The organism is Prosthecobacter sp. (assembly GCF_020439865.1).
Taxonomy (GTDB): domain Bacteria; phylum Verrucomicrobiota; class Verrucomicrobiia; order Verrucomicrobiales; family Verrucomicrobiaceae; genus Prosthecobacter.
On record NZ_JAGRPF010000232.1, the window covers coordinates 45,000 to 69,516 of the forward strand.

Here is a 24,517-nt window from a genome sequence, read left to right on the forward strand (position 1 = left end):
ATGGCCCGCGCCACCGCAACCGCTGGATCATTGCGCTTACGCTTCAGCATGCCATGATAGGCGGCTCATGACCGACCTCAGCACCGACGAACTGCGCCGCTATGCCCGGCATCTCGCCATTCCCGAATTCGGGATGGAGGGCCAGCGCAAGCTCAAGGCGGCACGCGTGCTCTGCATCGGAGCTGGAGGCTTGGGATCGCCGATCACCATGTATCTTGCCGCAGCTGGGATCGGGGGGCTGGGGCTGGTGGATCCGGACGTGGTCGAAGTCACCAACCTGCAGCGGCAGATTCTCTTTGGGCAGAAAGATCTCGGTCGAAAGAAGCTGGAGGCCGCCCGTGAGCACCTGCTCGACATTAATCCGCACCTTGATGTGCAGGTTTATCCGGAACTTTTCACTGCGGCGAACGCCATGCGAATCGCGGCAGACTACGACGTCATAATCGACGGGACGGACAACTTTCCCACGCGCTACTTGAGCAACGATGTGGCGGTTTGGCTCAAGAAGCCGAACGTCTACGGCAGCATCCTGCGCTTCGACGGACAGGTGGGTGTTTTTGCCCCACATTTGGGGGCGCCTTGCTACCGCTGCATGTGTCCGCAGCCGCCGCCGCCCGGTCTGGTGCCGTCGTGTGCGGAAGGCGGGGTGCTCGGCGTGCTTCCCGGACTCATCGGCACCATGCAGGCTCTCGAAGCGATCAAGCTCATCACCGGTATCGGCCAGCCGCTGCTCGGAAAATTGCTGCACGTCGATACACTCAGCATGCGCTTCCGCACGCTCACACTGCGCCGCGATCCCGACTGCCCTGTCTGTGGCAATACCCCCACCATCACTGAACCCATCGATTATCAGGGCTTCTGCGGCATTTCCGCCGCAGCTCCCGAAGTTCCAGCCATGACTGTTCACGAACTCAAACAGCTCCGAGATGCAGGAGACGATCATTTCCTTCTCGATGTGCGCGAGCCGCACGAGCGGGCCATTTCGTATATCGAAGGTGCCGTGCTCATTCCTCTCGGAGAGCTGGACAACCGGGCCAAGGAAATTCCCCGGGGCAGACGCATCCTCGTTCACTGCAAAAGCGGCGGTCGCAGTGCGCGTGCTGTCAGCAGACTGCGCGAACTCGGATTTGATGATGTCTGGAACATCTCAGGCGGCATCATCGCCTGGGCGCGTGAAATCGACCCCACCATGGCTGAATACTGATGCCCGACGAAACTCCATGGCTTGAGGACTTTCTTCCCTTGATGCGCTGCCCGGACACGCATCAGCCGTTGCGACGAGCAACGGAGGAAGAGTGTGCTTTGAACAAGGTCGAAGCGGCGCTCGTGACCGAGGATGGGTCCCGTGTTTTCGTCATCGATGAGGGGATCCCGATCTTACTTCCCCGTCAGTGACTCAGGTTCCGCCTTTTGCATCGCCGCCGTGATGATCTGTTCGGCGTGCGTGATCGGCAGAGAATAGTGACCGTCGATTTCAGACCAGTGGGTTTCGGCCTGCGGAATCAGCTCAGCAATCTGCCGGGTGTAGGTCCAGGCGATGTTCCGGTCCTGTTTGCCGTGCCAGAAACGGATGGGAAAGTTGAGCTGGCTGACTTCGAATCCCCATTCGCTTAGGTAGATGTCAGCATCGGCGATGACGCTGCGTGGACCGCGATTTAGCGCTCCCAGTGTCGCATCACGAACGACGTCGTAGATGCCAGGCAAGAGGAGAACCCTCCGATCCTCTTCACCAAGTAATTTCAAGAGCCATCGCAGTGGCGCCTTCTGCGGGTTGCCCTTTGCCACCAGTCCACCAAGGCGCAAAACGGTTCCCAGAACCGTGGGCAGGTAGTGACGCAGCTGGATCATGAAACGATAGAGCCAGAACATTTCCCGATCTCCGAGGAACTTCAGCGGAGGGGCACCGCAAATGATGGAAGCGGAGAGCAGGCGCTTGGGCATCTTCAAGGCCGTGACCAGCACATAGGGGCCGCCGCCGGACCAACCGATGATGTGGTAATTGTCCGCGCCGACATGAGCTGCGAGTTGGGCGAACGTCTCCGGCCAGTCGAACAAGGTGCGGCCGAGTTGGAAATCGGAAAGCCCAATGCCGGGACGATCTGGGCAGATGAGCCGCATCCCATGTTTTTTTGCCGGTTCATCAAATAGAGAGCCCTGCACACGTGAAGACGGCCAGCCGTGGAAGTAGAACGCCACTTCACCCTTGGGGTCACCAAATTCCGCATAGCCGAGTTTGCGGCCATTCGAGAGGGTGAGTGTGTGATCAGCCATGCGTCGGTGGGGGAGTTAGGTGGTTCACGAGCCGCCTTCAAGCGCGGTTTCACCGAGCAACGGGCTGCTCTTAGGCACCCGGTGGCGGCGAAGGTCGAACTGTTTCACCGCTTTCACCTGCAAGTGCGCGACCGCCTCCTCCACCGAATCAGTCCATTTGATCAAGTCGAGATCCTCCGGGCTGATCGTGGCTCCCTTGAGCATGTGATCCATGAACTGTCGCATCTCCGCCCAAAACTGGCTGCCCATGATGACGATGGGGAAGCTTCTGAGCTTTTTGGTTTGAATGAGTGTCAGCGCCTCAAACATTTCATCCATGGTGCCGAATCCACCCGGCATGATGATGAATCCGTAGCTGTATTTGATGAGCAGTGTCTTGCGAACAAAGAAGTGCTCCATCGTCACCCAGCGGTCGAGGTAAGGGTTGTGACTTTGTTCGAAAGGCAGGCGGATGTTGCAGCCAACACTCCGTCCGTGCACGTCCTTGGCACCACGGTTTGCAGCCTCCATGATGCCTGGGCCGCCGCCGGTCAGCACGGTAAATCCCATTTTCGCCAGTGCAGCCCCCATCTCTCGCGCCAGTTTGTAATAGGGATGATCTTCCTCGAAACGGGCGGAACCAAAAACGGTGATGCAGGGGCCGACGAAGTGCAGGGCGCGAAATCCGCGCATGAAGTCGCGTGACACGCTGAACAGCAGCTGCAGATCTCGTAAGCGGCGGTTGGGTCCGCTGAGGAGTTCACGATCCTGAAGCAGGTTGCAGAACTTTTCGTCTTCTTCCAAGTCCGCAGACGAGACTTGGCCGTCGGGAACATGAGGTGTTGTTGATCCGGAGGGGGATTCGGATTCTCGATCGAGGAGCTTGGGAGCAGGCATGATTGGGGCAACTACTTTGGAGGTCGTTTAACGCGATTTTGTTCAGAGTTAAGTTTGATTTCTGCAAGCAGGTCCAGCCAAGAAAAAGCCCGCAGATTCAATCAAGAACCTGCGGGCATTGGGGATCAATGTCTTCCGCAAATCAGGCTGCCTGCGCTTCTTCTTCAGAAGGTGCGTCGCTGCTGCTGTCACCGCGGGTGTTTGGCTTGGCGCCACTTAGCTGCAGGGGACGGCCCATGAAATCCTTGCCGCTGAGTTCCTGGCAGGCGCGGCGTGCCTCATCGACGCTGCCCATGGTCACAAAGGCAAAACCTTTGGAGCGTTGGGTACGGCTGTTGACGACGACCTCGGCATTGCGCACAGCGCCCACGCCGTTGAAGAGTTCGAACAGGTCGCTTTCCGTCGCGTCATAGGACAGATTGCCGACATAGAGACGATCGGTGGTGATGTCCGCCGGATTCACGGGAGCAGGAGCCTCGCGACGTGGGCGCGGCTCGCGCTGCGGACGGGGATTGTCGTTGGTGGAACGTGGGCCGGAGCTGCTGCGGTCTGCCTGAGGGCGGCTTTTGGACTTGGACTGACCGAGACCAAAGAGGCTCAGGATCTTCTGGAAGAAAGAAGGAGCGGAACTGCGGCCTTCACGGGTCGGGCGTGGACCGTCAGGACGGGGGCCACGGGAGCGGTTGCGATTGCGATTGCGGCGGCGATTGTTGCCTCCGCCGTTGCGATTCGGATAGTCTGACATGGGATGAGTTAGCGTATGGGTGGGTTGCGTGTTCGGGCAGGGCCGGGGTGCTGGTAGGGGCGGCGGGCGGGAACGGGCGGCTTGCCTCTTCCACGGTTCCGCGGCACGCGGCGGACCGCACGAGCGGTCTGCCACAGCACCACAACGGGCTGCTGCAGTTTTCAAAGCCGGGCCGCGCGGGCCCTGCCGGCTCAAAAGTCACACCGGCGAGCACTTGCCGCACGCTGGGGGGGACTTTCGGGCGTTCCATCCTCTGGAATGCTCCCTTCAGCGCAGTCTGGGGTCGGAGATGGCGCATTGGGGTTCTACATTCAAAGGGACGGGCTTCGGAGCACTGGATAAATCGCTCTGAAAACAGCGGGCGGATTCTAAACAGGGCAGGGGGGTGGTCAACCGCGAATCCCGGACACTCGGCTTGCCCTCCGCGACCAACGCGGCATCATGGGCTGATGGTCAAACCTATTGTCTATGTCAAAACCGGCTGCCCGTGGTGTGAGGAGGTTGTTGAGTACCTCGACGCCCGCCGCATTCCCTTTGAACAGATCACCGTTTCTGGCAATCGCGACGCCATGCAGGCCATGATCGACCTCAGCGGCCAGAGCAAGGCTCCCACCATGGACTGGGATGGCGAGGTCCTGGCCGACTTTGGCGTCGACGAGCTCGTTCCCTTTCTGCGGAAGAAAGGACTGGCCGCTTAATTTATCCCTCCCTCAACCTGCTTTTATGATCTCATCCGATTCTCGTTCCTCACGCGCATTCCTTCTGCCTCTCATTTTGGTCCTTGCCGCTGCCGCGTTCCGCTGGGCCAAGCTCAAAGGCTACATCACCATCGAGGCGCTCGAAAACTTCTCACCTTGGATGGCGCTGGCGTTCACCGGAACGCTGGTGTTTCCGAAACGCGTTTCGTTCGTGTGCATTCCTGCTCTGCTCTTCGTCATCGGCATGGTGGCCACCTCTGTGAGTGACGTATTGCACTGGGAGGCTGTGGCAGTTTACGGCTGTTTCGGTCTCGCTGCATGGCTTGCGGCTCGCTGGCGTGGCAAGGTCGGCCTTGTGGGAGGTCTGCTTGGCGTGATCGGCTGCTCCATCGGCTTTTACGTGGTCACGAACACCGTGTCATGGCTCGCAGAGCCGTCGTACGCCAAAAGCCTTGCCGGCTGGTTGCAGGCGCTCACCACCGGCATCGGCCTTCCCGGCCTGCCGCCCACGACTTGGTTTCTGCGCCAGTCGTTGATCAGCGATCTCGCGTTCTCCTGTCTTCTGCTCGCCGCCTACAACACAGAGGCCGCCATTCGTCGGCAGCAGGCCATTCCTCTGCTTCGCTCATCCGCTGCATGAAGTCGCTGGCGCTGCTTCTTTTGTTCGCGGCCAGTGCATTCGCCGAGACTTTGCACATCTACACCTGGGCTGACTACATCAGCCCGGATGTGGTGAAAAAGTTCGAGCAACAACAGGGATGCAAGGTGGTCATCGACACCTTCGACTCGAACGAAAGCATGTTCGCGAAGTTCAAGGCCGGCGCTGCAGGCTATGATCTCGTCTTTCCCACCGCATACATGATTCAGGTCATGTCGGCGCAGGGCATGCTCGCGACGCTCGATCATGCGCTGATTCCCAATCTGCCGAACATCGATCCTGCTGTTCTGAGCAAGGTTCGTGATCAAAAAATGGAACACAGCGTGCCGTACACGCTCGGTTATGCCGTGATCGGGTTACGTCAGGACAAGATCAAGGACGCCGAACCCACCTGGGCCATGTTTGATCGCGTGGAACTCGCGGGGCGTGTGACCCTGCTGGACGATATGCGTGAAAGCATCGGCGCGGCGCTCAAGTCTCTAGGCTACAGCATCAACACCCGCGATGATGCCCAGCTTGCCGAAGCTCAAGAGGTGCTCATTCGCTGGAAGAAGAACATCGCCCGCTTTGACAATGAAGGCTACAAAGCCGGCATCGACTCCGCCGAATTTCGACTCGTCCACGGATACAGCGGAGACCTCTTTCAGGTGCAGATGGAGAACCCTAAGGTGGCGATCATGATTCCTCGCGAAGGTGTCACCATCGGTTGTGACGAAATGGTCATTCCCAAGACTGCCAAACAATCCGCGCTGGCACATGCCTTCATCAACTTTGTCCTCGATCCCGACATCGCTGCCGAAAACATGGAGTGGATGGGCTACTACTGCCCCAACAAACCCGCGCTTGCCAAAGTCAGCGCCGAGTTCCTCAAAAATCCCGCTGTGACCATTCCTGAAGAACTGCAGGCAAAGTGCGAGGTCATCGAAGACCTAGGTCCGGATCTCGCGAAGTATACAAAGGTGTGGGACGCAGTTAAAGCCGCACGCTAGACGATCAAGGACGCAACGCGATTCCCATCAGTCGACGTCGGAGCATTTCCAGCGCAGCTTGGGAGGTCAGAAGTTTGAAACGGTCTCGAGAACCCGGTGAAAAACGTTTCTGAGCCCAGGTCTCAGCGTTCTTCGATGCCAGCGCGATCCATACGGTGCCCACCGGCTTCTCGGGCGTGCCGCCAGTCGGTCCGGCGATTCCCGTGACGGAAATCGCGTGATCGGCACCGCTTTTCTTCAGCGCTCCTTCCGCCATCGCTCGTGCGACTTCTTCACTCACGGCACCATGGGTTTCGATCAGTTCCGCCGACACGCCGAGGTGCTGCTGCTTTGCTTCGTTTGCGTAGGTTACCCAGCCGTGGCCGAACACACGCGAGGAGCCGCTGACGTCGGTGATGCGGCTCGCAATGGTGCCGCCAGTGCAGGATTCGGCGGTCGAGACCCATTCGCCACGATCCGTGAGCAGTTGCACGATCACTTCCTCGATGATTCTCCGGTCTTCAGACACGATGCAGTCACCGAGGGCGCCTCGTACAACTGCCGCTCCAGCATTCACCGCCGCAGATGGTCCGGCGAGTCGCACATCGACATCGCCATTCCGAATGCAATAACCGAGGTCGAGCCCCGCAATCGCCTCCAGTTGCTTTTCCACCGCTTCGACGATGTCGGATTCGCCCACGCCGGTCACTTTGAGATAAAGGACACGGCGGGAAGCACCATCGGGCAGCCACTCGCGCAATCGGGTTTCGACCTCGTTTTCGACCATGGGTTTCAATTCCCGTGGAGGACCGGGGAGAAGGAAAAGATGAGCGTTCCAACCCAGCGGCGCCCCGAGTTCGGCTGGGAAATACAACCCCGGTGCAGTGCCGAAGGCGTTGGGCAGTACAGTTGCGCCGCGTGGCACCATCGCCTGCCGCTTCGTGGCTTCGCTGACGGGTTTGCCGCGTTTGGCAAAGTAGGCACTCAGGTGCTCCATCACGCCCGCGTTCAGTTCCATGTCGAGGCTCAGCAGTTCGGCGGTGGATTCGCGGGTGAGGTCGTCATTGGTGGGGCCAAGGCCGCCGGAAACCAGCACCACATCCGAACGTTGCGCCGCCTCGGCAATCGCCACGCGAATGATGGCGCCATCGGGAACGATTGTCTGTCGCGCGACCTGAACGCCGAGCGCAGCCAGTCGCTGGCCGATCCAGGCCGCGTTGGTGTTGATGGTGTCTCCGAGGAGCAATTCGGTTCCGGTGTTGACGAGTTCGACTCTCATTGTGGCCTGTCATTACGTCCACGGAGTCGAATCGATCAACGCTTCTTTCGCCTCTCATGGCATCCCAGCTCGCTCACAATGCCGTCCAGCACCGCCAGACCGAACGAGATCTTTTTAAAGAACGAAGCGTTATGGGGCACCAGCATGAACTTTGGATGCTGTGACCACAGCCTTCGAAGCTTGTGATCCAGTTCCACGGCCTTTTCCATCGATTCATTGCGGATGGGGTTGCCGCCTTCGATTCCCATACCGCCGACCGCAGCGCTTTCGAAAAAAATCACCGCATCATAGCGCGCCAGTTCCTGCTTCAGGGTGCTGCCCATTTCATCGAAGAAATGGTGGGGTTCGCCAGGCCAGTAGGCGGCCCCGTCCACCGTTCCACGGTCGCACAGAAGCACGCGCTCAGGGTAGAGCGCGGCCTGCACGTCCTCAAGATTGCGCTGCACTTCGTAGATGGCGCGCTGTGCGGCGTGAATGGCCTGTGGTTCGTTTGAACGCGGGAAACCACCGCTAAAAACCATTGTGGCGGCCTCCGGCACCAGCACCACCTTGTCGCCCATCTCGCGGCGGAACAAATCGGCCGCCGTGGTCTTGCCGCCGCCCGGGCCGCCGGTCAGCACGATGCGGCAGTGGCCGTTCCGATGAGTGGGGTGTTTGCGTTTCATCATGGGACTTCGCCACACGCCGTTGCTCGCGTCAAGCGGAGGCCCAACTTTGCACAAACCAGGCATAGCCTGCTTTCCACTGTTCGTTATGCTTCGGCCATGATCCTCCGTCTTCTTCCAGCCTTGTTTGTCGTCACCGCCTGCTCGCTGCTTCCCGCCAGTAAAAGCGGGCGTGAGCAGTACTTCCGCACTCAAGTCAAACCTGTGCTGCAGCAGCACTGTCTGCAGTGCCACAACGGCAGCCTTCCTCCTCCGGTGCTCAATCTCACCAGCAAAGCGGCCGCCTTCAAACGCAGCGCCAGCGGCCGCGACTACATTCTACCTGGCGATCCCGACTGCAGCCTGTTGATCAGCGCAGTGCAACGCGGCGGCACGCATCCCAAGATGATGCCTCGAACCGAGGTCAGCCTCACCGAAGATCAAATCGGTGCCCTGCGCGAATGGATCGAAGACGGCGCGTATTGGCCCGATGGCGAACAGGGCATGTTGCGTGCGCAGAGAAGCGGCGAGAACCCGTGAGCGCACAAAAATACCGCGACTCGCTGCAAAGCGCGTAGCAGCGTGATTCCAGCGCATGCATCATCGTCGCATGGGCAAAGAATTCAGCATCACTCCTCAAACCGTTCCGCATGTCGAAACGAAGCATCGTCGCATCTGCACTCCGCTTCCGCATCCAGACTCCATCGCCACTTTGGAGAAGCTGCGCCATCATGAGCCGCAGTCGATGCGTGGAATGCCGCCCATCGTTTGGGACAAGGCGCAGGACATTTACATTTTCGACAAATACGGCAATCGCTGGCTCGACTGGAGCAGCGGCGTGCTGGTGACGAATGCGGGACATGCCGCGCCGGAAATCTGCAAGGCAATGATCGACCAGATCAACAGCGGCCTCATTCACAACTACGTCTTCCCGAGCGAGGAGCGTGCGGATGCAGTTGAAGTGATCGCTTCTGTGTCGCCGAAGGAATTGAACAAGATTTTTCTCCTCAGCACCGGCAGCGAAGCCACCGAATGCGCGATCAAGCTGAGCCGCGCGCATGGCATCAAGGTCGGAGGCACGACGAAGATCGGCATTATCGGCTTCACGCGCGGCTTTCACGGCCGCACGCTCGCCAGCCAGCAGGCAGGCGGCATGGCGGGACAGAAGACATGGATCGTCAATGAAGACCCGGCGATCATCAACGCACCGTTCCCGGACGGCTACTGGACTGAGGACGTCAGTTTTGAAAGCTTCCTCAAAGCCATCGCGGATCGCGGTTTGAAACCGGAGAACATCGCGGGCGTCATCATGGAAAGCTATCAGGGCGTGGGGCCTGACTTCGCGCCGGTCGAGTACATTCAGAAACTGCGTGCGTGGTGCGACGAGCATCAGGTCGTGCTGACCTTTGACGAGGTGCAGGCTGGTTTTGGCCGCACGGGCAAGTTCTGGGCGTTCGAACATTACGGTGTGACGCCAGACATCATCTGCTGCGGCAAGGGCATCAGCAGCGGCATGCCGCTTAGCGCGGTGATTGGCAAGGAAGCCGTCATGGACCAGTTCGGCCCCGGCAGCATGACCAGCACGCACACCGGCAATCCGGTTTGCTGCGCCGCCGCCAGCGCGAACATCCGCAAGATCCTTGACGAAGACCTCACCGGCAACGCCGCGCGCCTCGGCCCGATTTTGCACGAACGCTGTAAGGCGATCCAGAAACGTCATCCGAGCGTGATCGGTCACGTGACCTGCGCAGGCCTCGTTGCGGGCATGCAGACCATTGTTCCCGGCAAGAAAGAGCCGAATCACGACCTCGCCCATCGTATCATCGAGCTGTGCTACCAGCGTGGCCTGCTGCTCTTCGCTCCCGTCGGTGCCTGGGGCCAGACCGTGAAGATCTGCCCGCCGCTCACCGTCACTCAGGAAGCTCTTGAGGAGGCCTGCGACGTGCTCGATACGGCAGTAGATGACGCGGTTCGAGAAATGTCGGCCTGAGCCTGCGTATGTTAGGCATGCAAGGAACGCTCCTGCTTTTGCCACTGATGTTCGTCACAGCCTTTCCGGCTGCGGCGGCTCCACTGACGTTTGAGAGGGACGTGCGCCCCATTTTAAAGGCGCACTGCTTTCAATGTCACGGCGAGGAAGGGGAGATGAAGGGCGGACTCGATGTGAGGCTGGCGCATTTTCTCGTCAAAGGCGGCAAGCACGGCCCTGCCATTGTGGCGGGTGATGCGGCAAAAAGTCATCTGCTCGAACTGGTGAAGGAAGGCGAGATGCCCAAGGGCAAGGCCAAGCTGCCGGACAAGGATATTGCCACACTCGAGACTTGGATTGCCGAGGGGGCGAAGACTTCACGTCCTGAGCCGGAGAAACTCGGTCCTGAACATGCTTTCACTGATGAGGAGCGTGCATGGTGGTCGCTTCAGCCCATTTCGAATCCGAAGACTCCTGTCAAAAAGGGAACGGAGGGCATTGATTCCTTCATCGCTGCGAAGCTGGGTGAGAAAGGTCTTTCGTTCTCCCCCGAAGCTGATCCGGTGACTTTCATTCGTCGTGCGAGCCTTGATCTGACCGGTCTGCCGCCGAGCCCTGAAGAAGTGGACGCCTTCGTTGCTGCTTACATCAAGCATCCGGAATCCAGCATCCAGAATCTCATCGACCGGCTGCTCGCATCGCCTCACTACGGCGAGATGTGGGGGCGTCATTGGCTCGATGCGGCGGGTTACGCAGACAGCGAAGGTTACGGTGAGAAGGACTTGGAGCGCAAATGGGCGTGGAAGTATCGCGACTATGTCATCGACGCGCTCAACAAGGACAAACCCTTCGACCAGTTCGTTCGCGAACAGCTTGCGGGTGATGAGATGATCTCGAAGCCGTTCGACAAGGAGTCGCCGGATGCGATCGAGAAACTCGCCGCCACCGGGTTCCTGCGCATGTCGCCGAACGGCACAGGCGAGAAGAACGATGCGGTGACGCAGAACGCAAACATCGCCGACACGGTCAAAATGATCGGCACATCGCTCTATGGGCTCACCATTGGCTGCGCCCAGTGTCACGATCATCGTTATGATCCGATCTCGCAGGCGGACTACTATCATCTGCGCGCGGTGTTTGAGCCGGGATTCGACACGAAGGTGTGGCGTTCGCCTGCCGGACGTTTGGTTTCATTGCTCACCGATGCGGAGGCCAAGGAAGCGGCAAAGATTGAGGCCGAGGCCAAGAAGATCGATGAGGCCCGCTTGAAAAAGACAGAAGAGTTTATCACCGAGGTGCTCGAAAAGGAACTGCTCAAGGCGCCAGAAAGCGAACGTGACGCCCTGCGCACCGCGTATCGTGCCGAAGTCAAAAAGCGCACCGCCGATCAGACGAAGTTGCTCAAGGCCTGGCCGCGTATCAACCAACTCAGTGCCGGATCGCTCTATCTTTACGACACGACCTACAAGACGAAGCATGCGGCCGAGTTGAAGACCATGTCCGAGGATGCGGCGAAGGTTCGTGCGACAAAGCCGAAGGAGGAATTCCTCCACGCCTTCGTCGAACTGCCGAAAACACCGGAGACGGTGCCCGCGACTTATGTTTTCAATCGTGGTCAGCACGATCAGCCGAAGGAAAAAGTCGGTCCGAGCGATCTCAGTGTTCTCGCGGGACAGCGGAAGGTCGAGTTGCCGGAAAAGGATCCCAAACTCGCCACCACGGGCCGCCGTCTGGCTTTGGCGAACGCATTGACCGACGGCAGGCATCCATTGGTCGCACGCGTGATGGTGAACCGCGTGTGGATGCATCATTTCGGCAAGGGCATCGTGGCCACGCCAGGAGATTTTGGCCAGCTCGGCAGCCAGCCCACGCATCCGCAGTTGCTCGACTGGCTTGCATCCGAATTCGTGCGCACCGGCTGGAGCCTGAAGCATCTGCACCGCCTCATCATGACCTCCCGTACCTACCGGCAGGCTTCCACTCGCGATGCGACACGCGACCGCCTTGATCCGGACAATCTGTATCTCAGCCGCATGAACGTGCGGCGCCTCGAGGCTGAAACATTGCGCGATTCGCTGCTCGCCATCAGCGGGAAGCTCAATCCCAAGATCGGCGGCGAACCCGTGCCCGTGATGTTCAATGAGGAAGGGCAGGTCGTCATCGGCATCGACACCACGGACACCGCTGGTCGTCCGAGTGGCAAGGTGGTGCCGCTGAATGGCGATGAGTTCCGCCGCAGCATCTACGTGCAGGCGCGGCGTTCGCGTCCGCTGGAAATGTTCGCCACGTTCGACGCGCCCATTATGGAGCCGAGCTGCGACGCTCGTGCCGTGACCACTGTCAGTCCGCAGAGCCTGCTGCTCATGAACAGCGCCACCATGCGCGTGCACGCTCAGCAGTTCGCCCAACGTGTGCAGAGCGAAGGCGGAAAGGAACTGTCTGATCAGATCCGCCTCGCGTGGAAACTGATGAATGGCAAAGCCCCGTCAGAGACTGATGTGCAACAGAGCATCGAGTTCGTGCAGGCGCAGACCGAGTTCTACAAGGCCAACCCCACACCTGTTGAAGCAGAGCTTGGCGCTCCCTCGAAAACACCCGCTGATCCAGGTTTCCTTGGCCTCACCGCCCTCTGCCACGCACTCATGAGCAGCAATGCGCTGCTGTATGTGGATTAATCGACATCGTTCTTGATCCGCTGCCGGGGGACGGGCTAGCTTGTGGCCATGGCCCAGGCAATCATGAATCCCGAGGAGGTCCGGCGCTTTGCGGCGGAGTTGAAACGTTTCAACACGGAGATGCAGCAGCGCTCGGCATCTCTCCAGTCGCGTTTCGCCGCGCTGGGCGAGACCTGGCAGGACGCGGAGCACGAGAAGTTCGCCGCCGAGTTCAATACGACGATGAAGGCCATCAAGCGCTTCATGGAGATGTCCGAGCAGCACACGCCGTTCCTGCTCAGGAAGGCTCAGCGCATCGAGGAGTATCTCAGCCAGCGCTAAGCCATGGCCGACCAAGCCCGCATCTCCAATCTCGACGCCATCGAGTCCTTTCGGGCCGCGCTGATCGTGTTCATGAGCAAGACACGCCAGGCGCTGGAATCCGCGCAGGATGCGGTGAGGAAAACACGCAGCTGGCTGCAGACCGAGCAGCCTGCCTACTGGGCCTCCCAGATCAGATTGCGCCAGAACCGGCTGGATCAGGCTCAGCAGGAGCTGATGAGTGCGCGCATGTCCGAGTTTGTGGAGAATCCTGCCGCCCAGCAGATGGCGGTGCGCAAAGCACGCGCCGCCCTCGAGGAGGCGCAGGCCAAAATGGAACGCACCAAGCATTGGGCGCGCGACTTTGACCGCAGCGTCGATCCCATGGCTCGCAAACTCGACAGCCTGCGTGATTTCGTGGACAACGATCTCGCCAAGGCCGTCGCCTATCTCGTTGAAATTCAGAAAATCCTGCAGGCCTACAATGAGAGCCCCGCGCCGGCGGCTTCCGAACCTTGAACCCTGAGACTTTACCGTGAACCTCATTCAAAACGCCCGCGAGCTCTCCGAGCACTGGCACGCCACCAAGGTCCATTGGCGGGACGCCAAGGCCCTCGAATTCGAAAAGCTCTACCTGGAGCCGCTGCCCGGGCTTATCAGCAAAACCGGTGCGGTCATGAACGAACTCGAAATCATCCTCCGAAAGATCCGCAAAGACTGTGAACAGCTCCATTGATCTTCGCGCTTCGCGCGTCCTCTCCCTCCATGCCTCATTGCGTGACGCCATCGCCGATTTCACCCATCGCAGCGAGCAGATCGCCCGTGAAATCCGTGCCAAACGCTACACGGCGGAGCAGAACCATCTGCAGCATCTGGAGTCCCTGGATGCACAGAACACCTCGCTGCTGGGTGAAACTGCGCTGCAATGGGATGAGTATGCCAAATCCATTCATGCCCGGCACGAAGCACGGAACACGGCGTTCAAACGCTACGAAGACCGCATCAAGCGGGATCTTCCAGCGATGATTCAGAAGACGCGGGAGACATGGTTGGGAAAACAGCAGATGCGCCGGATGAGTGCGGATTTCATTCGCAAACAGGGCCTGCAGGAGGTGGAGAACACCAAGGGTGCGCTCCTTGAGCGTCTGAACTTGGCGAAGGACCGCCTCCTGGCCGTTTTAAAAGCCACCGGGGAACGTCTCAATCGCAAAGATGCTCCGCAGCCCGGCACCGGTCTGAGCCTGGCGGACATTCCGTCGCGTGTCGAAGCACTCGAAGCGCAGGCGGAGAGTCTCGAAGGCCAGCTTGCCTCCGGCAAAAGCTCCGGACTGTTCAAGATGTTTTCCAAACCCAGCGTGGATTTGCGCCAGCTCAGCGCCGCGGTGCTCGACTACGAGACCTGCGTGGAGGAACTGAATGCGGCAGGTGACGCAGCTGCTGCGCAGGTGCAGGCCGAGTTTGACAGTGCGGATGCACTGGTCACCGCCGACTGGAACCGTGCGGACGAGGTGGCGGAGAAATACCGCCTGGCCATGCTGAAGCGCCTTGCCACGCAAATCCCCGCCCTGCTCGCGCGAAACGAACGTCTGCTCGCGCGCAACCTGCGCCGTTTTGAGGAGCAGAAGGCAGCTGCGCTTGAGGGAGTGAGCGGCCCGGGTGCCTCACAACGGCAGCAGATCATCGACCAGCATGAGGCGGCAATGCATGCGATGCACGTGGCAGCCGAACAACGCTGGACCGGGCTCTTGGCCGAGTGGAATCAGAAGATTCCTCCTCTGCTCGCTGCGGTGGATGAGATCAATGGTGCGGACGCCGCGAAGTTTCAGCCTTGGAGCGTCGATTATCACCCGCATGAGATGTTTCCGGCGGCCTGCCGCTTTGGTCAGGTCAATCTCGACTTGAGCGCTTCGGCAGCCTTGTTTGCGAAGGAAACTCCGCTCAGCCTCGGCGGCCACGAGAAGGTTGGACTGCCGCTGACGCTGGCTTTTCCCCAGGAAGGCTCGCTGCTGATCGAAACCGATGATGACGGCGGCAATTGGATCGCTGACGTGATGAACGGTGTAATCTTCCGCTTGTTCTCGCAGGCGCCTCCGGGGAAGGTGCATCTCACGATCATCGACGCCGTTGGTCTCGGTCAGAACTTTGCCGGACTGATGCATCTGGCCGACTACGAGCCCGCGCTTATCAACCGCCGCATCTGGACGCAGCGTGATCAGATCGAGGAGCGTCTAGCCGAACTCAATGAGCACGTTGAGAAGGTGATTCAGATGTATCTGCGCAACGAGTACGCCACGATCACCGAGTACAATGAGCAGGCAGGCAGCGTGGCGGAGAAGTATCACTTTCTCGTCATCGCTGGACTGCCAACGGGATTCAGCGAATCAGCGATGGCCCGGTTGAAGAGCATTGTCATGAGCGGTGCCCGCTGCGGCGTGTTTGTGCTCATCCACTGGGATCGTCGTCAGGCGCTGCCCGAGGGGCTCGCGGCCGATGATTTGCGAAAGAACTGCCTTCGTCTTGTTCGGGAGAAGGGTGTGGTCAGCTTCGGAGGCATCAGTACGCTCGCTCTTGATCCGCCGCCGTCGGATGCTGTCGCTGCCGATCTCGCGCATCAAATCGGGCAGGCCAGCATTGATTCGAACCGCGTTCAGGTGCCGTTTAGTGTGGTGGCTCCGAAGGAAATGTGGTCGGAAAGCACCACGAACGAGCTCCGCATCGCGATTGGTCGCACTGGGGCCACGAAGCTGCAGTACCTCGCCATTGGCAAAGGCACGAAGCAGCATGCGCTGCTCGCGGGAAAGACCGGTTCCGGCAAATCGACCCTGCTGCACATCATCATCACCAACCTCGCGCTCACCTGCAGTCCTGACGAGATCGAGTTCTACCTCATCGACTTCAAGAAAGGGGTCGAGTTCAAATGCTACGCGGACGCGAAGCTGCCACATGCCAAGGTGGTCGCGATCGAGAGCGATCGTGAATTCGCGCTCAGCGTGCTGCAGCGCATTGATGAAGAACTGCGCCGTCGTGGTGAAATGTATCGCAAGATCGGCGCGCAGGATCTCGCCGGCTACAAGCGTGCCGGTGGCACCGAGCCGATGCCGCGCGCCATGCTCATCATCGACGAGTTCCAGGAGTTTTTTGTGGAGGACGATTCGGTGGCGCAAGGTGCCGCACTGCTGCTCGACCGCATCGTGCGTCAGGGCCGTGCCTTCGGCATTCATGTCTTTCTGGGTTCGCAGACACTCGGCGGTGCCTACACGCTCGCTCGCACGACGTTGGGTCAGATGGTCATCCGCATCGCGCTCCAGTGCAACGAGGCCGATGCGGCTCTCATTATGGACGACAGCAACACCGCTCCGCGGCTGCTCTCGCGTCCCGGTGAAGGCATCTACAATGACGCCGCGGGTGCGGTGGAAGGAAACAGCCCCTTCCAGGTCGTCTGGCTCACCGACGAGGAACGCGACGCCAATCTCCTCAAAGTGTCGCAGCTTTCCCATGAGCGCGGCTTCGACACGAAACGTCCGATTGTCTTTGAAGGCAACATGCCCGCCGATGTGCGTGACAATGCTCTGCTTGCCGAGGCTCTCGCGAATCCGCCGGTCAAGGCGCCTGCTGATCCGAAATGCTGGCTCGGCATGCCGAATGCCATCAAAGGGCCCACCGAGGCGCTGTTCCCGCGCCAGAGCGGCCGTCATCTGATGCTCGTCGGACAGAACGACGAGGCCATCACCGCCATCATGGGGCTCGGCATGCTCGCGCTCGCTACGCAGCATCCACGTGATCGTGCGCCGCTGTTCTACCTCGTCCACGGCGCGTTGGCCGGAACGCCTGATTGCGAATTCCTCGAAGCTATCGCCGCAGGCCGGGCGAAGATCAGCCAGGGGCACGAAGCGCCCGAGTTCATCGCTGAGATTCATGCCGAGATGAAGCGCCGCAGCGATGAAGGCAGCGCGGGCGATCCGCCGGTCTTCCTGTTCGTCCATGGCCTGCAGAAGTTCCGCAAGCTGCGCTACGAGGAGGACTTTTCCTTCGGTGGCGACGACTCGCCCAAGCCCGGCAACCAGCTCAACGAGATCATCGCCGAAGGTCCGTCGCTCGGCATCCACCTCATCACCAGCCTCGACACGCTCAACAACGTCAACCGCTGCCTCAGCCGCAAGGCCGTGAGCGAGCTCGGCATGCGTGTGCTCTTCCAGATGAGCGCCAACGACAGTGCCAGCCTGATCGATTCTCCCAAGGCCAGCATGCTCGGCCTGCACCGCGCTCTGTTTTACAGCGAGCACGAGTCGCGACTCGAGACATTCCGGCCATTTGCGCTGCCGGACGTGGGCTGGGTGGCGGCGGCTGTGAAGGCGCTGGGGTAGCGAAAGGTGTGATGTTTTTCCGAGTCCCCTGCACATTGGTCTCGACAAGAGAATCACGATTTCAAACTATTCGGGCAGGCTAGGGGCTGTGATGTATTCATTGCTGTTATTTTTCGACCGGTCCTTTTGCTGTAATCCTCATGACTCGGCGCCGATCCAGATCAGAACGACGAGACGTTGAGAGATTTAGACACCAGCGAATCATGAAGCTGATTGATCGGGGGTGGATCAATCAGGCGGATGAGATTCCTGACGACGCGGTGCCGGTCGATCCCGACCTGATCAATCTCGGCGGTTCCTGGCATCGCCCCATTTTCTTCTCCGATCAGCCGTTCGTCTGCCGTGACTGTGGTGTCTCCTGTGTTTGGAAGGCGGTTGATCAACAGTGGTACTTCGAAACTTTCCACGCTCCTTATTACGAAACTGCCAATCGTTGCCGCGCCTGCAGGCGGAAGGAGAGGCGGCGGAAAGAACAGGCACGGATTGATTCCGGGCATGCTGTGGATACCCCGCCTGCCGAATGAGATGTCGTTTTAAGTCGATCGAGGTGCAGGAATGTCCGGTCCTCACGTCTGAAAGTGCCGCTCACAGACTTCACGTAGTCCGGCGCGGGTGGTGCAGCGGCGCATGGCGTTGAGGAAGGCTTCGGAATCGGCGACGTCGGGGCCGAAGAAGTTGAGGTGCTTCTTGATGCGGTTCACCTGGTCGAGTTCGCGGGTGCCGGGCATCGTCACGGTCTCATACAACTCTTCCACATAGGCGAGGCGGTCCGCGGCGGTCGGTTGGAAGACAGGCTCGCCTCGGACGTGCTGGCGGATTTGGTTGAAGAGCCAGGGATTGCGGATGGCGCCGCGCCCGAGCATGAGGCCATGGACTCCGGTTTGTTGAATGACTGTCTCGGCATCGATGTGGGAGCCGATGTTGCCATTCGCCAGAACCGGGCAGGGGAGATTCGACTTCGCCTGACCGATCAAATCATAGCGCACACCGTCGCGATACATCTGTAGCACGGTGCGACCGTGGATGGTGACGAGATCGATGCCGTGCTTCTCAAACAACGGAACCAGCGCGTCGATCGTCTCCGTGTCATCAAAGCCGAGTCGTGTCTTCACTGTGAACTTCACGCTTACCGCCTCGCGCAACGCGCCGAGGATGGCCTCGATGCGCGGCACATCGCGTAGCAGTCCGCCGCCGGCGCACTTTTTGTAAACGATCGGCGCCGGGCAGCCGAGGTTCAGGTCCACGGCGGCGATTTCATGCTGCTGGAGTTCCTTTGCGCTGCGCACGAGCGAGGGAATGTCATTGCCTATCATCTGTGCGATGGCCGGTTTACCCGTCGGATTGTGAATGAGGGAGGCGAGGATCGGCTTGTCGAGATGCGAGTCCGGATGGACGCGAAAGTACTCCGTGTAATACACGTCCGCACCGCCATAGCGCGCCATCAACCGCCAGAAAGGCAGGTCCGTCACATCCTGCATCGGCGCCAGCGCCAGCAGCGGCTCAGGACGGGCCAGCAGTTGATCGAGATGTTCGACGGGGGTCACAAGGCCGCGCGATACATCGCGACGAAGTCTTCCACGCTTGGCTCGCGCGGATTGAACTGGGCGGTCCACTGTTTCGCGGCGAGTTCGGCGAGAGGTTGGAGATTTTCCTCCTTGGCGCCGTGCTCGGTGATGGTGCGGGGCATCTTGGCTTCCCACAGGAGTTCGCTGACGCGGTCGGCGAGGTCGCCGTCGAAGTAGCTCTCGTAGATGGCGGCGATCTCGGGCAGCTTCGAGTTGAAGCGGATCACGTGGGGCAGCATGACGCCGACGGCTTCGCCATGCACGGTGTGGAAGAAGGCGGTGAGGGGATTGGCGCAGGAGTGCGCGGCGCCGAGCATGCTGTTCTCAATGGCGACTCCGGCATAGGCGGCACCGAGGAGCATCATGCCGCGGGCTTCGACGTCCTTCGGATCACGCAACACACGGCTGAAGCCGGAGTGGCAGAGGCGGAAGGCTTCGCGGGAGTAGAGCGACGAAAGCGCGTTACGCTTCTTCGTGACGGCGGTTTCAAGCGCATGTGAGAGCGCGTCGATGCCGGTGCAGACGGTGACGCGCTGCGGCTGCGACACGGTGAGCTCGGGATCGAGGATGGCGACCTTCGCGGCGGCCTTGGGATCACCGCAGGCCATCTTCACGTGCGTTTCGGGATCGGAGATGAGCGCGAAGCTCTGGCATTCGCTGCCTGTCCCTGCGGTTGTGGGAATGGCGATGAGAGGCAGCATGGGCTTAGTGGCCTTGCCGACACCCCAGTAGTCGTGCATGCGGCCGCCGTTGGTGAGGATGAAGTTGCAGCCCTTCGCCGTGTCCATGCTGCTGCCGCCGCCGAGACCGATGATGAGATCAGCGCCAAACTCACGCGCTGCCGCGACGCAGGCATCCACATCTTCCGTGCTAGGGTTTTCACGCACCTCACCGAACACGCGGCCCTGCAGGCCAGCCTCGGCGAGGAAGCTGACCGCACGAGTCACATAACCCGCGCCGACGATGCCCGGATCGCTTACCACCAGCGCTCGCGTGCCACCGATCTCACGCGCGAGCTCACCGACACGCGCGAGCGTGCCGTTGCCGAAAATGAGACGGGTGCGGGGCTGATGATCGAAGGGGGCGAGGGACATGGGGTTCGTTTGGGAGTGCCGCCTTCAGGCGGATTGTTCAGACCGCTTGGAGGCGGGGGATGAACTCAAGCGCAGTCGATCGAGCGGCGCTTGTAGAGGAACTCGAACATGTTGCCCTCGTGCGGCTGGTCCCAGCTGATCTTCATCGTGCTGATCGGCCCGATGTTGAGGCGGTCGATGTCGCCGCATTCGAGCAGTTCATTGATGAAGGACTCGTCCTGCGTGATGGCGGTGACGATGAGAGAGTAGCCGATGCGGCCGAGCACTTCGCTTTGCGGCACTTCGAGCACACTCGCGTAGGGGCAGAGGAACTCGCGGTTGGAGAGCGGGTGCTTGTTGTCTGAGCACCAGATGATGGTGGGACGCAGGAAGACGCCGCCTTCGAACTCGACCTTGCGCGGCCCATCGCGGAACTGCGCGGTGACATCCTCGGCGCCGGGTGTTTGCAGGTCGTTGTCGATGGCGCTGTCGATGTAGTCGGCCATCTTGGTGTTCGCAAAGCCGGAGAGGCGGGCGTTTTCGTCGTCGGAGGCGACGGGCTTCACAGGACCAAGGCGCTCGGCGATCGCCGTGGCGATCTCCTTGCCATACTTCGGCACGATGACGGCGGAGGCGTTGATGCAGGAGCGGCCGCCGTTGTCGCTGATGGAGCTGACGATGACGTCAATGTATTCCTTCCAGTTCTCGATCTTGTCCTCACCGATGATGATCTTGCTCCAGCCCGGGCCATGGACCTGAACGGCAGGATTGTTTTCATACATCTTGGCGATGTTCACGTCGCCGAAGACGAGGTTGCGGCCGCTGAGCTTGACGACTTCACCGCTGCCTTCGTGGTCGGTGGGATAGAAACCGAAGGCTTCGGCAGGTGCTCCTGCGGCGATGAAGGCCTGGATCAAACGGAACGGCGTCCAAGGCTCTTCGCGGCCGGGCTTGATGACGACGGGGATTTTCAGCGCGATGGACGGCAGCCAGAGCGAGTTCACCGCAGGTGAATTCGAAGGCATGACGAGACCGAGGGACTTCGTGGTGGGGAAGTAGGACACCGGGCAGCCAGATTGCGTACCGAAGCCGCGGTCGATGACGCTCAGATCGAGGCCACGGGTGAGGCCGTTAAGAATCATCTTCATGTTGGTCATGGCGAAGTGGATCTTCGTCATGTTGCGCTTCACCATGATGTGCGGCAGGCCGCTGGTGCGGGAAAGGGTGGCGATGTATTCCTGCGGGGACTGCGTGTGGCCTTTGTCTCCAAGAGGCAGCGTACCATTGAGGAAAAGGTCGCCAGCTTTCGCGGTGATCTCGATCAGTTGCTCCACCGTGAACTTCTTCAGCGCTGCGCGTGCCTCGCCGATCTTCGCGAGATCCTTGCGCACGATGCCGGCGTTCACCTGGCTCACTTCGGCGCAGACTTCGCCCGTTTTGTGATCTTTGACCTGGACCTTGTCGAGCGATTCGTAGGGGCGGCCTTTGCGGAGGGCGGGAAGATGGGGGATGGACATTGGCTGGGATGTTTTTTGAGAGCGAAGCTTTACGTGTGCGCCGCTCCCGGGGCAACGTAAAAACTGGCGCGCACGGCCAAGTCTTTCAGGCGGCTTTTTCCTGCGGGCGCAGCGCCTCCGGGATCATCTCAATAAGCGCTGGCGAGAGATTGGAATAGTAGGGGTAATCTGGGTGCGGAACTCCCGGCTGGCCTACGGGACGATAGCGCCAGTGCTTGTACATCCACATCCAGCACTCGGGATTCTCACGAATGGCGGTTTCAAACCGGTCCCACACACGCTGCGTCATTTCGCGCGTGTCGTCATCCGCCTTGGGCTCGATGGCTTCGAACAGATTGGCCTCGTAGCGGCCGTCCGGCAGGGGGCGGCAGACGCCCGTGATGATGGAAAGCCCCAACCGCTTGGCGAGTTCGACGTGCAGCGTCGGAACACAGGTCCAGAGGCCGAAGCATTGGATCGCCGCCGCTGCGCGGCCCGGAACAATGTTGAGGTCGGTGAGCAGGCCTGCGTGTCCTTTGCGCTTGAGCGCCTTCATCAGTTTGATCATCGCATTGTCCTGCGAGATGAAGGTGTGGCCCGACTGTTCCCGCAGCCGCTTGAAGATGCGGGTGATGGCCGGGTTCTTGAAATCCTGCGCCACGACGGTGAAGGGGAAACCGCGAAAGCCCCAGACCTGGCTGATGAGTTCAAAGTTTCCGAAATGCGGCGTCACCCACACGGCGCCGTTTTGATGTGCCTTCTCCTCCGCTGCGGGATCGGTGATGTTGATGACAAAATGCTTCTGCCAGTTCTTCTCGGTGAGCTTGGGCGACCAGAAGAGATCGAGAAACGTGCGCGCGAAGACCTGATAGGAGCCGCGTGCGATGCGACGGCGTTCGGCATCCGTGTAGCGGTCTCCAAAGGCACAGCGCAGATTGTCGATGGCCGTTTTGCGTCCTCGTGTGTCGCCGAGATAAGCAAGCGAACCGATTCCGCGTGACAGGGCCATGACGAGGCGGCGCGGCAGTAATGGCAGCAGGAAGGCGGCTGTTTCAAGCAGGGCGGTCTCAAAGAAAAATCGGAGCTTCTTCACGTGGCGTTTGGTAAATGCGAAATTCGCGTTACGATGGCGCATGCCAGCACGAACCCTCAACAACATTCTCAAGCGACTCCTCAAGCAGCCGACGGCTCCGTTTCATGAGTATCATGTGCGTGCTGAGATCGAGTCCCTGCTGAAGGATTGTCCGAACGTGAAGTTGAAGCGTGACAAGTTTGGCAATCTCCTGGCGACCTACAAGAACGGCAAATCCAAGAGCAAGCCCACCTGGGTGTTCGGTGCCCACATGGACCATCCGGCTTTCGTCAAACCGCCCGGCAGCAAGAAGCGCGATGAGTGGGATTTTCTCGGTGGCGTGGGCAAGGCGGAAGTCGAGGCCGGGGTGAAGCGTGGTTTGCGCAAGGTGAAAGGCCAGATCGCGACGTGGAATTTTCCGGTCAACATCACCAATACCCGTATTGAAGCGACGGCCTGCGATGACATCATCGGTTGCGCGGCCATTGTGATGACCTTCCGCGAACTGGCCCGCCTCGACATTCAGACCACCGTGCACGCCGCCTTCACGCGTGCCGAAGAAGTCGGCTGGCTCGGCGCCTGGCAACTCGCACAGAAGTGGCCCTTTGGGCAGGACAGCGTCTTTCTCTCCCTCGAAACCAGCCGTCCGGTCAATGGAGCCGTCATGGGCGGCGGACCGATTCTCCGTGTAGGAGATCGTGTCTCCATCTTCAACAGCGAAGCTATGGCCGTTTTGATGACCACGGCGAAGGAGCAGGGTATCCGCGTGCAGCGCTGCCTGCTCGACGCCGGCGCCTGTGAGGCCACCGCTGTCCAGGCCTCCGGAGTCCGCAGTGCTGGCATCTCGATCCCGCTCGGAAACTACCACAATCTCAACGACACCCGCCAGATCACGCCGGAATACGTGATGATGGACGATCTGAAGTCGATGATCGACCTGCTCAAAGCCCTCGTGGCCACCAAGCACGACGGCATCGGCGAGCGCACCATCCGCGAGCGCGTGGAACTGTGCATGGCCGAGCACGCCGATCGTCTGAAGGCAGGTTCGAAGCTGTTCAAGTAGGCAGGGAGCACGGGATTTCGAATCTTGACGCAGGGGCGCGTTCCTCGTTAGCATTCACGGATGAGTGCGGACGATGGTCAGCGTGAGCCGGAGTTTGAAGAATCTCATGTAGGCGTCGATCGCTTTGATGGAGGCGATCTTTGCCCCGCCTGCCTTGCCGAGCTAACCGCTGGCTGCGGCTTTTGCCCGAAATGTGGAGCGCCTGTGACTCCGACCGTGGCGATGGCTCCTTTTGAGAGGATCTTCTCGGAAGGCTACATTTACCGCCAGGCAGTGAGTGCACCGACAAAACTCATTGTGGTGGTGGGCGCATGGTTTGTTTTCCTTCCGATGCTGCTGGCCGGAGTGGCCTGTATCGCCATGTCCCTTAGGACAGCTAAGCCCGATTGGTATTTGCTCTCTCTCGGCATCTTCACGGGAATGATTGGCGGCATGGGTCTCTATCAAGTCACACGGAATTACGTTCGACGCCCTGTTTCGATCGTCGAACCAGAGAACGGCAGCGCGGAGGAGTGACCCGCAAAGTCTCTTGCGCCAGCACGCCTCTGCGCCATCCTTCGCGCCCCTATGTCCAGCGAGCAGCGCAAAGCATTTCCTTTCTCCGAGTTTGAACCGAAGTGGCAGGGCGAGTGGGAGGCCAGCAAGGCCTACCGCACGCCCAACCCCGGTGATGCCGACTTCGATGCCTCGAAGCCGAAGTACTTCGTGCTCGACATGTTCCCCTATCCGAGCGGCAACGGCCTCCATGTTGGCCATCCGGAGGGCTACACCGCCACGGACATCATCGGCCGCTTCAAGAAA

25 protein-coding genes are annotated in these 24,517 nt (G+C 60.0%); 15 read left to right on the top strand and 10 right to left on the bottom strand.

Annotated features, from left to right (window positions below):
• Positions 1-67 precede the first annotated feature (67 nt).
• A complete protein-coding gene (moeB, locus tag KDL09_RS24595) occupies positions 68-1,204 on the top strand; it encodes a molybdopterin-synthase adenylyltransferase MoeB (RefSeq protein WP_294391403.1) in 1,137 nt (378 codons plus the stop codon).
• Entirely contained in the window at positions 1,204-1,395 is a 192-nt protein-coding gene (locus KDL09_RS24600; protein ID WP_294391404.1) for a Trm112 family protein, read from the top strand. The genes moeB and KDL09_RS24600 overlap by 1 nt, the downstream gene beginning before the upstream one ends.
• On the opposite strand, the gene KDL09_RS24605 is transcribed toward KDL09_RS24600, so the two are convergent.
• The 3 genes from KDL09_RS24605 to KDL09_RS24615 all read right to left on the bottom strand — a co-directional run bounded on the left by KDL09_RS24605 (position 1,378) and on the right by KDL09_RS24615 (position 3,892).
• Positions 1,378-2,271, bottom strand: a complete 894-nt coding sequence (locus tag KDL09_RS24605) for an alpha/beta hydrolase (protein ID WP_294391406.1) — start codon at positions 2,269-2,271, stop codon at positions 1,378-1,380. The genes KDL09_RS24600 and KDL09_RS24605 overlap by 18 nt on opposite strands.
• Positions 2,272-2,295: 24 nt before the next feature.
• A complete protein-coding gene (locus tag KDL09_RS24610) occupies positions 2,296-3,147 on the bottom strand; it encodes a TIGR00730 family Rossman fold protein (RefSeq protein WP_294391409.1) in 852 nt (283 codons plus the stop codon).
• A 142-nt stretch (positions 3,148-3,289) separates the two neighbouring features.
• Complete coding sequence (locus KDL09_RS24615; protein ID WP_294391412.1) at positions 3,290-3,892, bottom strand: RNA-binding protein; 603 nt, start codon at positions 3,890-3,892, stop codon at positions 3,290-3,292.
• Positions 3,893-4,341: 449 nt separating this feature from the next.
• Here KDL09_RS24615 and KDL09_RS24620 point away from each other — a divergent pair, with 449 nt between their 5' ends.
• From KDL09_RS24620 to KDL09_RS24630, 3 genes are read left to right on the top strand one after another with little or no spacing between them, the layout of a single operon-like run.
• Positions 4,342-4,590, top strand: a complete 249-nt coding sequence (locus KDL09_RS24620; protein ID WP_294391415.1) for a glutaredoxin family protein — start codon at positions 4,342-4,344, stop codon at positions 4,588-4,590.
• A gap of 25 nt (positions 4,591-4,615) precedes the next feature.
• Positions 4,616-5,230, top strand: a complete 615-nt coding sequence (locus tag KDL09_RS24625) for a DUF6580 family putative transport protein (protein WP_294391417.1) — start codon at positions 4,616-4,618, stop codon at positions 5,228-5,230.
• On the top strand, positions 5,227-6,237 hold the full coding sequence (locus KDL09_RS24630) for a spermidine/putrescine ABC transporter substrate-binding protein (RefSeq protein WP_294391420.1): 1,011 nt from the start codon (positions 5,227-5,229) through the stop codon (positions 6,235-6,237). Before KDL09_RS24625 ends, KDL09_RS24630 begins: the two co-directional genes overlap by 4 nt.
• 4 nt (positions 6,238-6,241) lie before the next feature.
• Here the strand turns inward: KDL09_RS24630 and KDL09_RS24635 are convergent, their stop codons facing one another.
• Both KDL09_RS24635 and KDL09_RS24640 read right to left on the bottom strand, forming a co-directional pair.
• Positions 6,242-7,495, bottom strand: coding sequence for a competence/damage-inducible protein A (locus tag KDL09_RS24635; RefSeq protein WP_294391423.1), 1,254 nt, complete (start codon positions 7,493-7,495; stop codon positions 6,242-6,244).
• 35 nt (positions 7,496-7,530) lie between these two features.
• Positions 7,531-8,163, bottom strand: coding sequence for an AAA family ATPase (locus KDL09_RS24640; protein WP_294391425.1), 633 nt, complete (start codon positions 8,161-8,163; stop codon positions 7,531-7,533).
• A gap of 96 nt (positions 8,164-8,259) precedes the next feature.
• On the opposite strand from KDL09_RS24640, the gene KDL09_RS24645 reads away from it, so the two are divergent.
• From KDL09_RS24645 to KDL09_RS24675, 7 genes are read left to right on the top strand one after another with little or no spacing between them, the layout of a single operon-like run.
• A complete protein-coding gene (locus KDL09_RS24645) occupies positions 8,260-8,679 on the top strand; it encodes a c-type cytochrome domain-containing protein (protein WP_294391428.1) in 420 nt (139 codons plus the stop codon).
• Between the two features lie 55 nt (positions 8,680-8,734).
• Positions 8,735-10,129, top strand: coding sequence for an aspartate aminotransferase family protein (locus KDL09_RS24650; RefSeq protein ID WP_294391431.1), 1,395 nt, complete (start codon positions 8,735-8,737; stop codon positions 10,127-10,129).
• A gap of 17 nt (positions 10,130-10,146) precedes the next feature.
• Positions 10,147-12,783 carry a DUF1553 domain-containing protein gene (locus KDL09_RS24655; RefSeq protein ID WP_294391434.1) on the top strand — a complete coding sequence of 879 codons (2,637 nt, stop codon included), beginning with the start codon at positions 10,147-10,149 and terminating at the stop codon, positions 12,781-12,783.
• A 48-nt stretch (positions 12,784-12,831) separates the two neighbouring features.
• On the top strand, positions 12,832-13,104 hold the full coding sequence (locus KDL09_RS24660; protein WP_345781110.1) for a WXG100 family type VII secretion target: 273 nt from the start codon (positions 12,832-12,834) through the stop codon (positions 13,102-13,104).
• A gap of 3 nt (positions 13,105-13,107) precedes the next feature.
• Complete coding sequence (locus KDL09_RS24665; protein ID WP_294391442.1) at positions 13,108-13,602, top strand: hypothetical protein; 495 nt, start codon at positions 13,108-13,110, stop codon at positions 13,600-13,602.
• Between the two features lie 16 nt (positions 13,603-13,618).
• On the top strand, positions 13,619-13,819 hold the full coding sequence (locus KDL09_RS24670; protein ID WP_294391445.1) for a hypothetical protein: 201 nt from the start codon (positions 13,619-13,621) through the stop codon (positions 13,817-13,819).
• A complete protein-coding gene (locus tag KDL09_RS24675; RefSeq protein ID WP_294391449.1) occupies positions 13,803-17,447 on the top strand; it encodes an FtsK/SpoIIIE domain-containing protein in 3,645 nt (1,214 codons plus the stop codon). Before KDL09_RS24670 ends, KDL09_RS24675 begins: the two co-directional genes overlap by 17 nt.
• 161 nt (positions 17,448-17,608) lie before the next feature.
• Here KDL09_RS24675 and KDL09_RS24680 read toward each other — a convergent pair whose 3' ends face one another.
• The 5 genes from KDL09_RS24680 to KDL09_RS24700 form a co-directional block, all read right to left on the bottom strand.
• Entirely contained in the window at positions 17,609-17,944 is a 336-nt protein-coding gene (locus KDL09_RS24680) for a hypothetical protein (RefSeq protein WP_294391451.1), read from the bottom strand.
• A 69-nt stretch (positions 17,945-18,013) separates the two neighbouring features.
• Positions 18,014-18,991, bottom strand: coding sequence for a tRNA-dihydrouridine synthase family protein (locus tag KDL09_RS24685; protein WP_294391455.1), 978 nt, complete (start codon positions 18,989-18,991; stop codon positions 18,014-18,016).
• Positions 18,988-20,106: an iron-containing alcohol dehydrogenase gene (locus KDL09_RS24690; protein ID WP_294391458.1), complete on the bottom strand. Its 1,119-nt coding sequence runs from the start codon at positions 20,104-20,106 to the stop codon at positions 18,988-18,990. The genes KDL09_RS24685 and KDL09_RS24690 overlap by 4 nt, the downstream gene beginning before the upstream one ends.
• 65 nt (positions 20,107-20,171) lie before the next feature.
• Positions 20,172-21,602, bottom strand: coding sequence for an aldehyde dehydrogenase family protein (locus KDL09_RS24695; RefSeq protein WP_294391461.1), 1,431 nt, complete (start codon positions 21,600-21,602; stop codon positions 20,172-20,174).
• An 85-nt stretch (positions 21,603-21,687) separates the two neighbouring features.
• Positions 21,688-22,716, bottom strand: a complete 1,029-nt coding sequence (locus tag KDL09_RS24700) for a lysophospholipid acyltransferase family protein (protein ID WP_294391464.1) — start codon at positions 22,714-22,716, stop codon at positions 21,688-21,690.
• On the opposite strand from KDL09_RS24700, the gene KDL09_RS24705 reads away from it, so the two are divergent.
• The 3 genes from KDL09_RS24705 to KDL09_RS24715 all read left to right on the top strand — a co-directional run.
• Positions 22,715-23,716: a M20/M25/M40 family metallo-hydrolase gene (locus KDL09_RS24705; protein WP_294391468.1), complete on the top strand. Its 1,002-nt coding sequence runs from the start codon at positions 22,715-22,717 to the stop codon at positions 23,714-23,716. The genes KDL09_RS24700 and KDL09_RS24705 overlap by 2 nt on opposite strands.
• A 60-nt stretch (positions 23,717-23,776) precedes the next feature.
• Positions 23,777-24,232, top strand: a complete 456-nt coding sequence (locus tag KDL09_RS24710; protein ID WP_294391471.1) for a zinc ribbon domain-containing protein — start codon at positions 23,777-23,779, stop codon at positions 24,230-24,232.
• Between the two features lie 51 nt (positions 24,233-24,283).
• Positions 24,284-24,517: hypothetical protein (locus KDL09_RS24715; RefSeq protein ID WP_294391473.1), on the top strand; the 234-nt coding region annotated here is incomplete at its 3' end.

Coding starts and splice junctions, on each gene's coding strand:
- KDL09_RS24650 (WP_294391431.1), top strand. CDS start 8,735: ATGCATCATCGTCGCATGGGCAAAGAATTCAGCATCACTCCTCAAACC.
- KDL09_RS24660 (WP_345781110.1), top strand. CDS start 12,832: ATGGCCCAGGCAATCATGAATCCCGAGGAGGTCCGGCGCTTTGCGGCG.
- KDL09_RS24625 (WP_294391417.1), top strand. CDS start 4,616: ATGATCTCATCCGATTCTCGTTCCTCACGCGCATTCCTTCTGCCTCTC.
- KDL09_RS24635 (WP_294391423.1), bottom strand. CDS start 7,495: ATGAGAGTCGAACTCGTCAACACCGGAACCGAATTGCTCCTCGGAGAC.
- KDL09_RS24615 (WP_294391412.1), bottom strand. CDS start 3,892: ATGTCAGACTATCCGAATCGCAACGGCGGAGGCAACAATCGCCGCCGC.
- moeB (WP_294391403.1), top strand. CDS start 68: ATGACCGACCTCAGCACCGACGAACTGCGCCGCTATGCCCGGCATCTC.
- KDL09_RS24710 (WP_294391471.1), top strand. CDS start 23,777: ATGAGTGCGGACGATGGTCAGCGTGAGCCGGAGTTTGAAGAATCTCAT.
- KDL09_RS24630 (WP_294391420.1), top strand. CDS start 5,227: ATGAAGTCGCTGGCGCTGCTTCTTTTGTTCGCGGCCAGTGCATTCGCC.
- KDL09_RS24690 (WP_294391458.1), bottom strand. CDS start 20,106: ATGTCCCTCGCCCCCTTCGATCATCAGCCCCGCACCCGTCTCATTTTC.
- KDL09_RS24655 (WP_294391434.1), top strand. CDS start 10,147: ATGCAAGGAACGCTCCTGCTTTTGCCACTGATGTTCGTCACAGCCTTT.
- KDL09_RS24645 (WP_294391428.1), top strand. CDS start 8,260: ATGATCCTCCGTCTTCTTCCAGCCTTGTTTGTCGTCACCGCCTGCTCG.
- KDL09_RS24665 (WP_294391442.1), top strand. CDS start 13,108: ATGGCCGACCAAGCCCGCATCTCCAATCTCGACGCCATCGAGTCCTTT.
- KDL09_RS24695 (WP_294391461.1), bottom strand. CDS start 21,602: ATGTCCATCCCCCATCTTCCCGCCCTCCGCAAAGGCCGCCCCTACGAA.
- KDL09_RS24680 (WP_294391451.1), bottom strand. CDS start 17,944: ATGCCCGGAATCAATCCGTGCCTGTTCTTTCCGCCGCCTCTCCTTCCG.
- KDL09_RS24600 (WP_294391404.1), top strand. CDS start 1,204: ATGCCCGACGAAACTCCATGGCTTGAGGACTTTCTTCCCTTGATGCGC.
- KDL09_RS24605 (WP_294391406.1), bottom strand. CDS start 2,271: ATGGCTGATCACACACTCACCCTCTCGAATGGCCGCAAACTCGGCTAT.
- KDL09_RS24620 (WP_294391415.1), top strand. CDS start 4,342: ATGGTCAAACCTATTGTCTATGTCAAAACCGGCTGCCCGTGGTGTGAG.
- KDL09_RS24705 (WP_294391468.1), top strand. CDS start 22,715: ATGCCAGCACGAACCCTCAACAACATTCTCAAGCGACTCCTCAAGCAG.
- KDL09_RS24610 (WP_294391409.1), bottom strand. CDS start 3,147: ATGCCTGCTCCCAAGCTCCTCGATCGAGAATCCGAATCCCCCTCCGGA.
- KDL09_RS24700 (WP_294391464.1), bottom strand. CDS start 22,716: ATGCGCCATCGTAACGCGAATTTCGCATTTACCAAACGCCACGTGAAG.
- KDL09_RS24640 (WP_294391425.1), bottom strand. CDS start 8,163: ATGATGAAACGCAAACACCCCACTCATCGGAACGGCCACTGCCGCATC.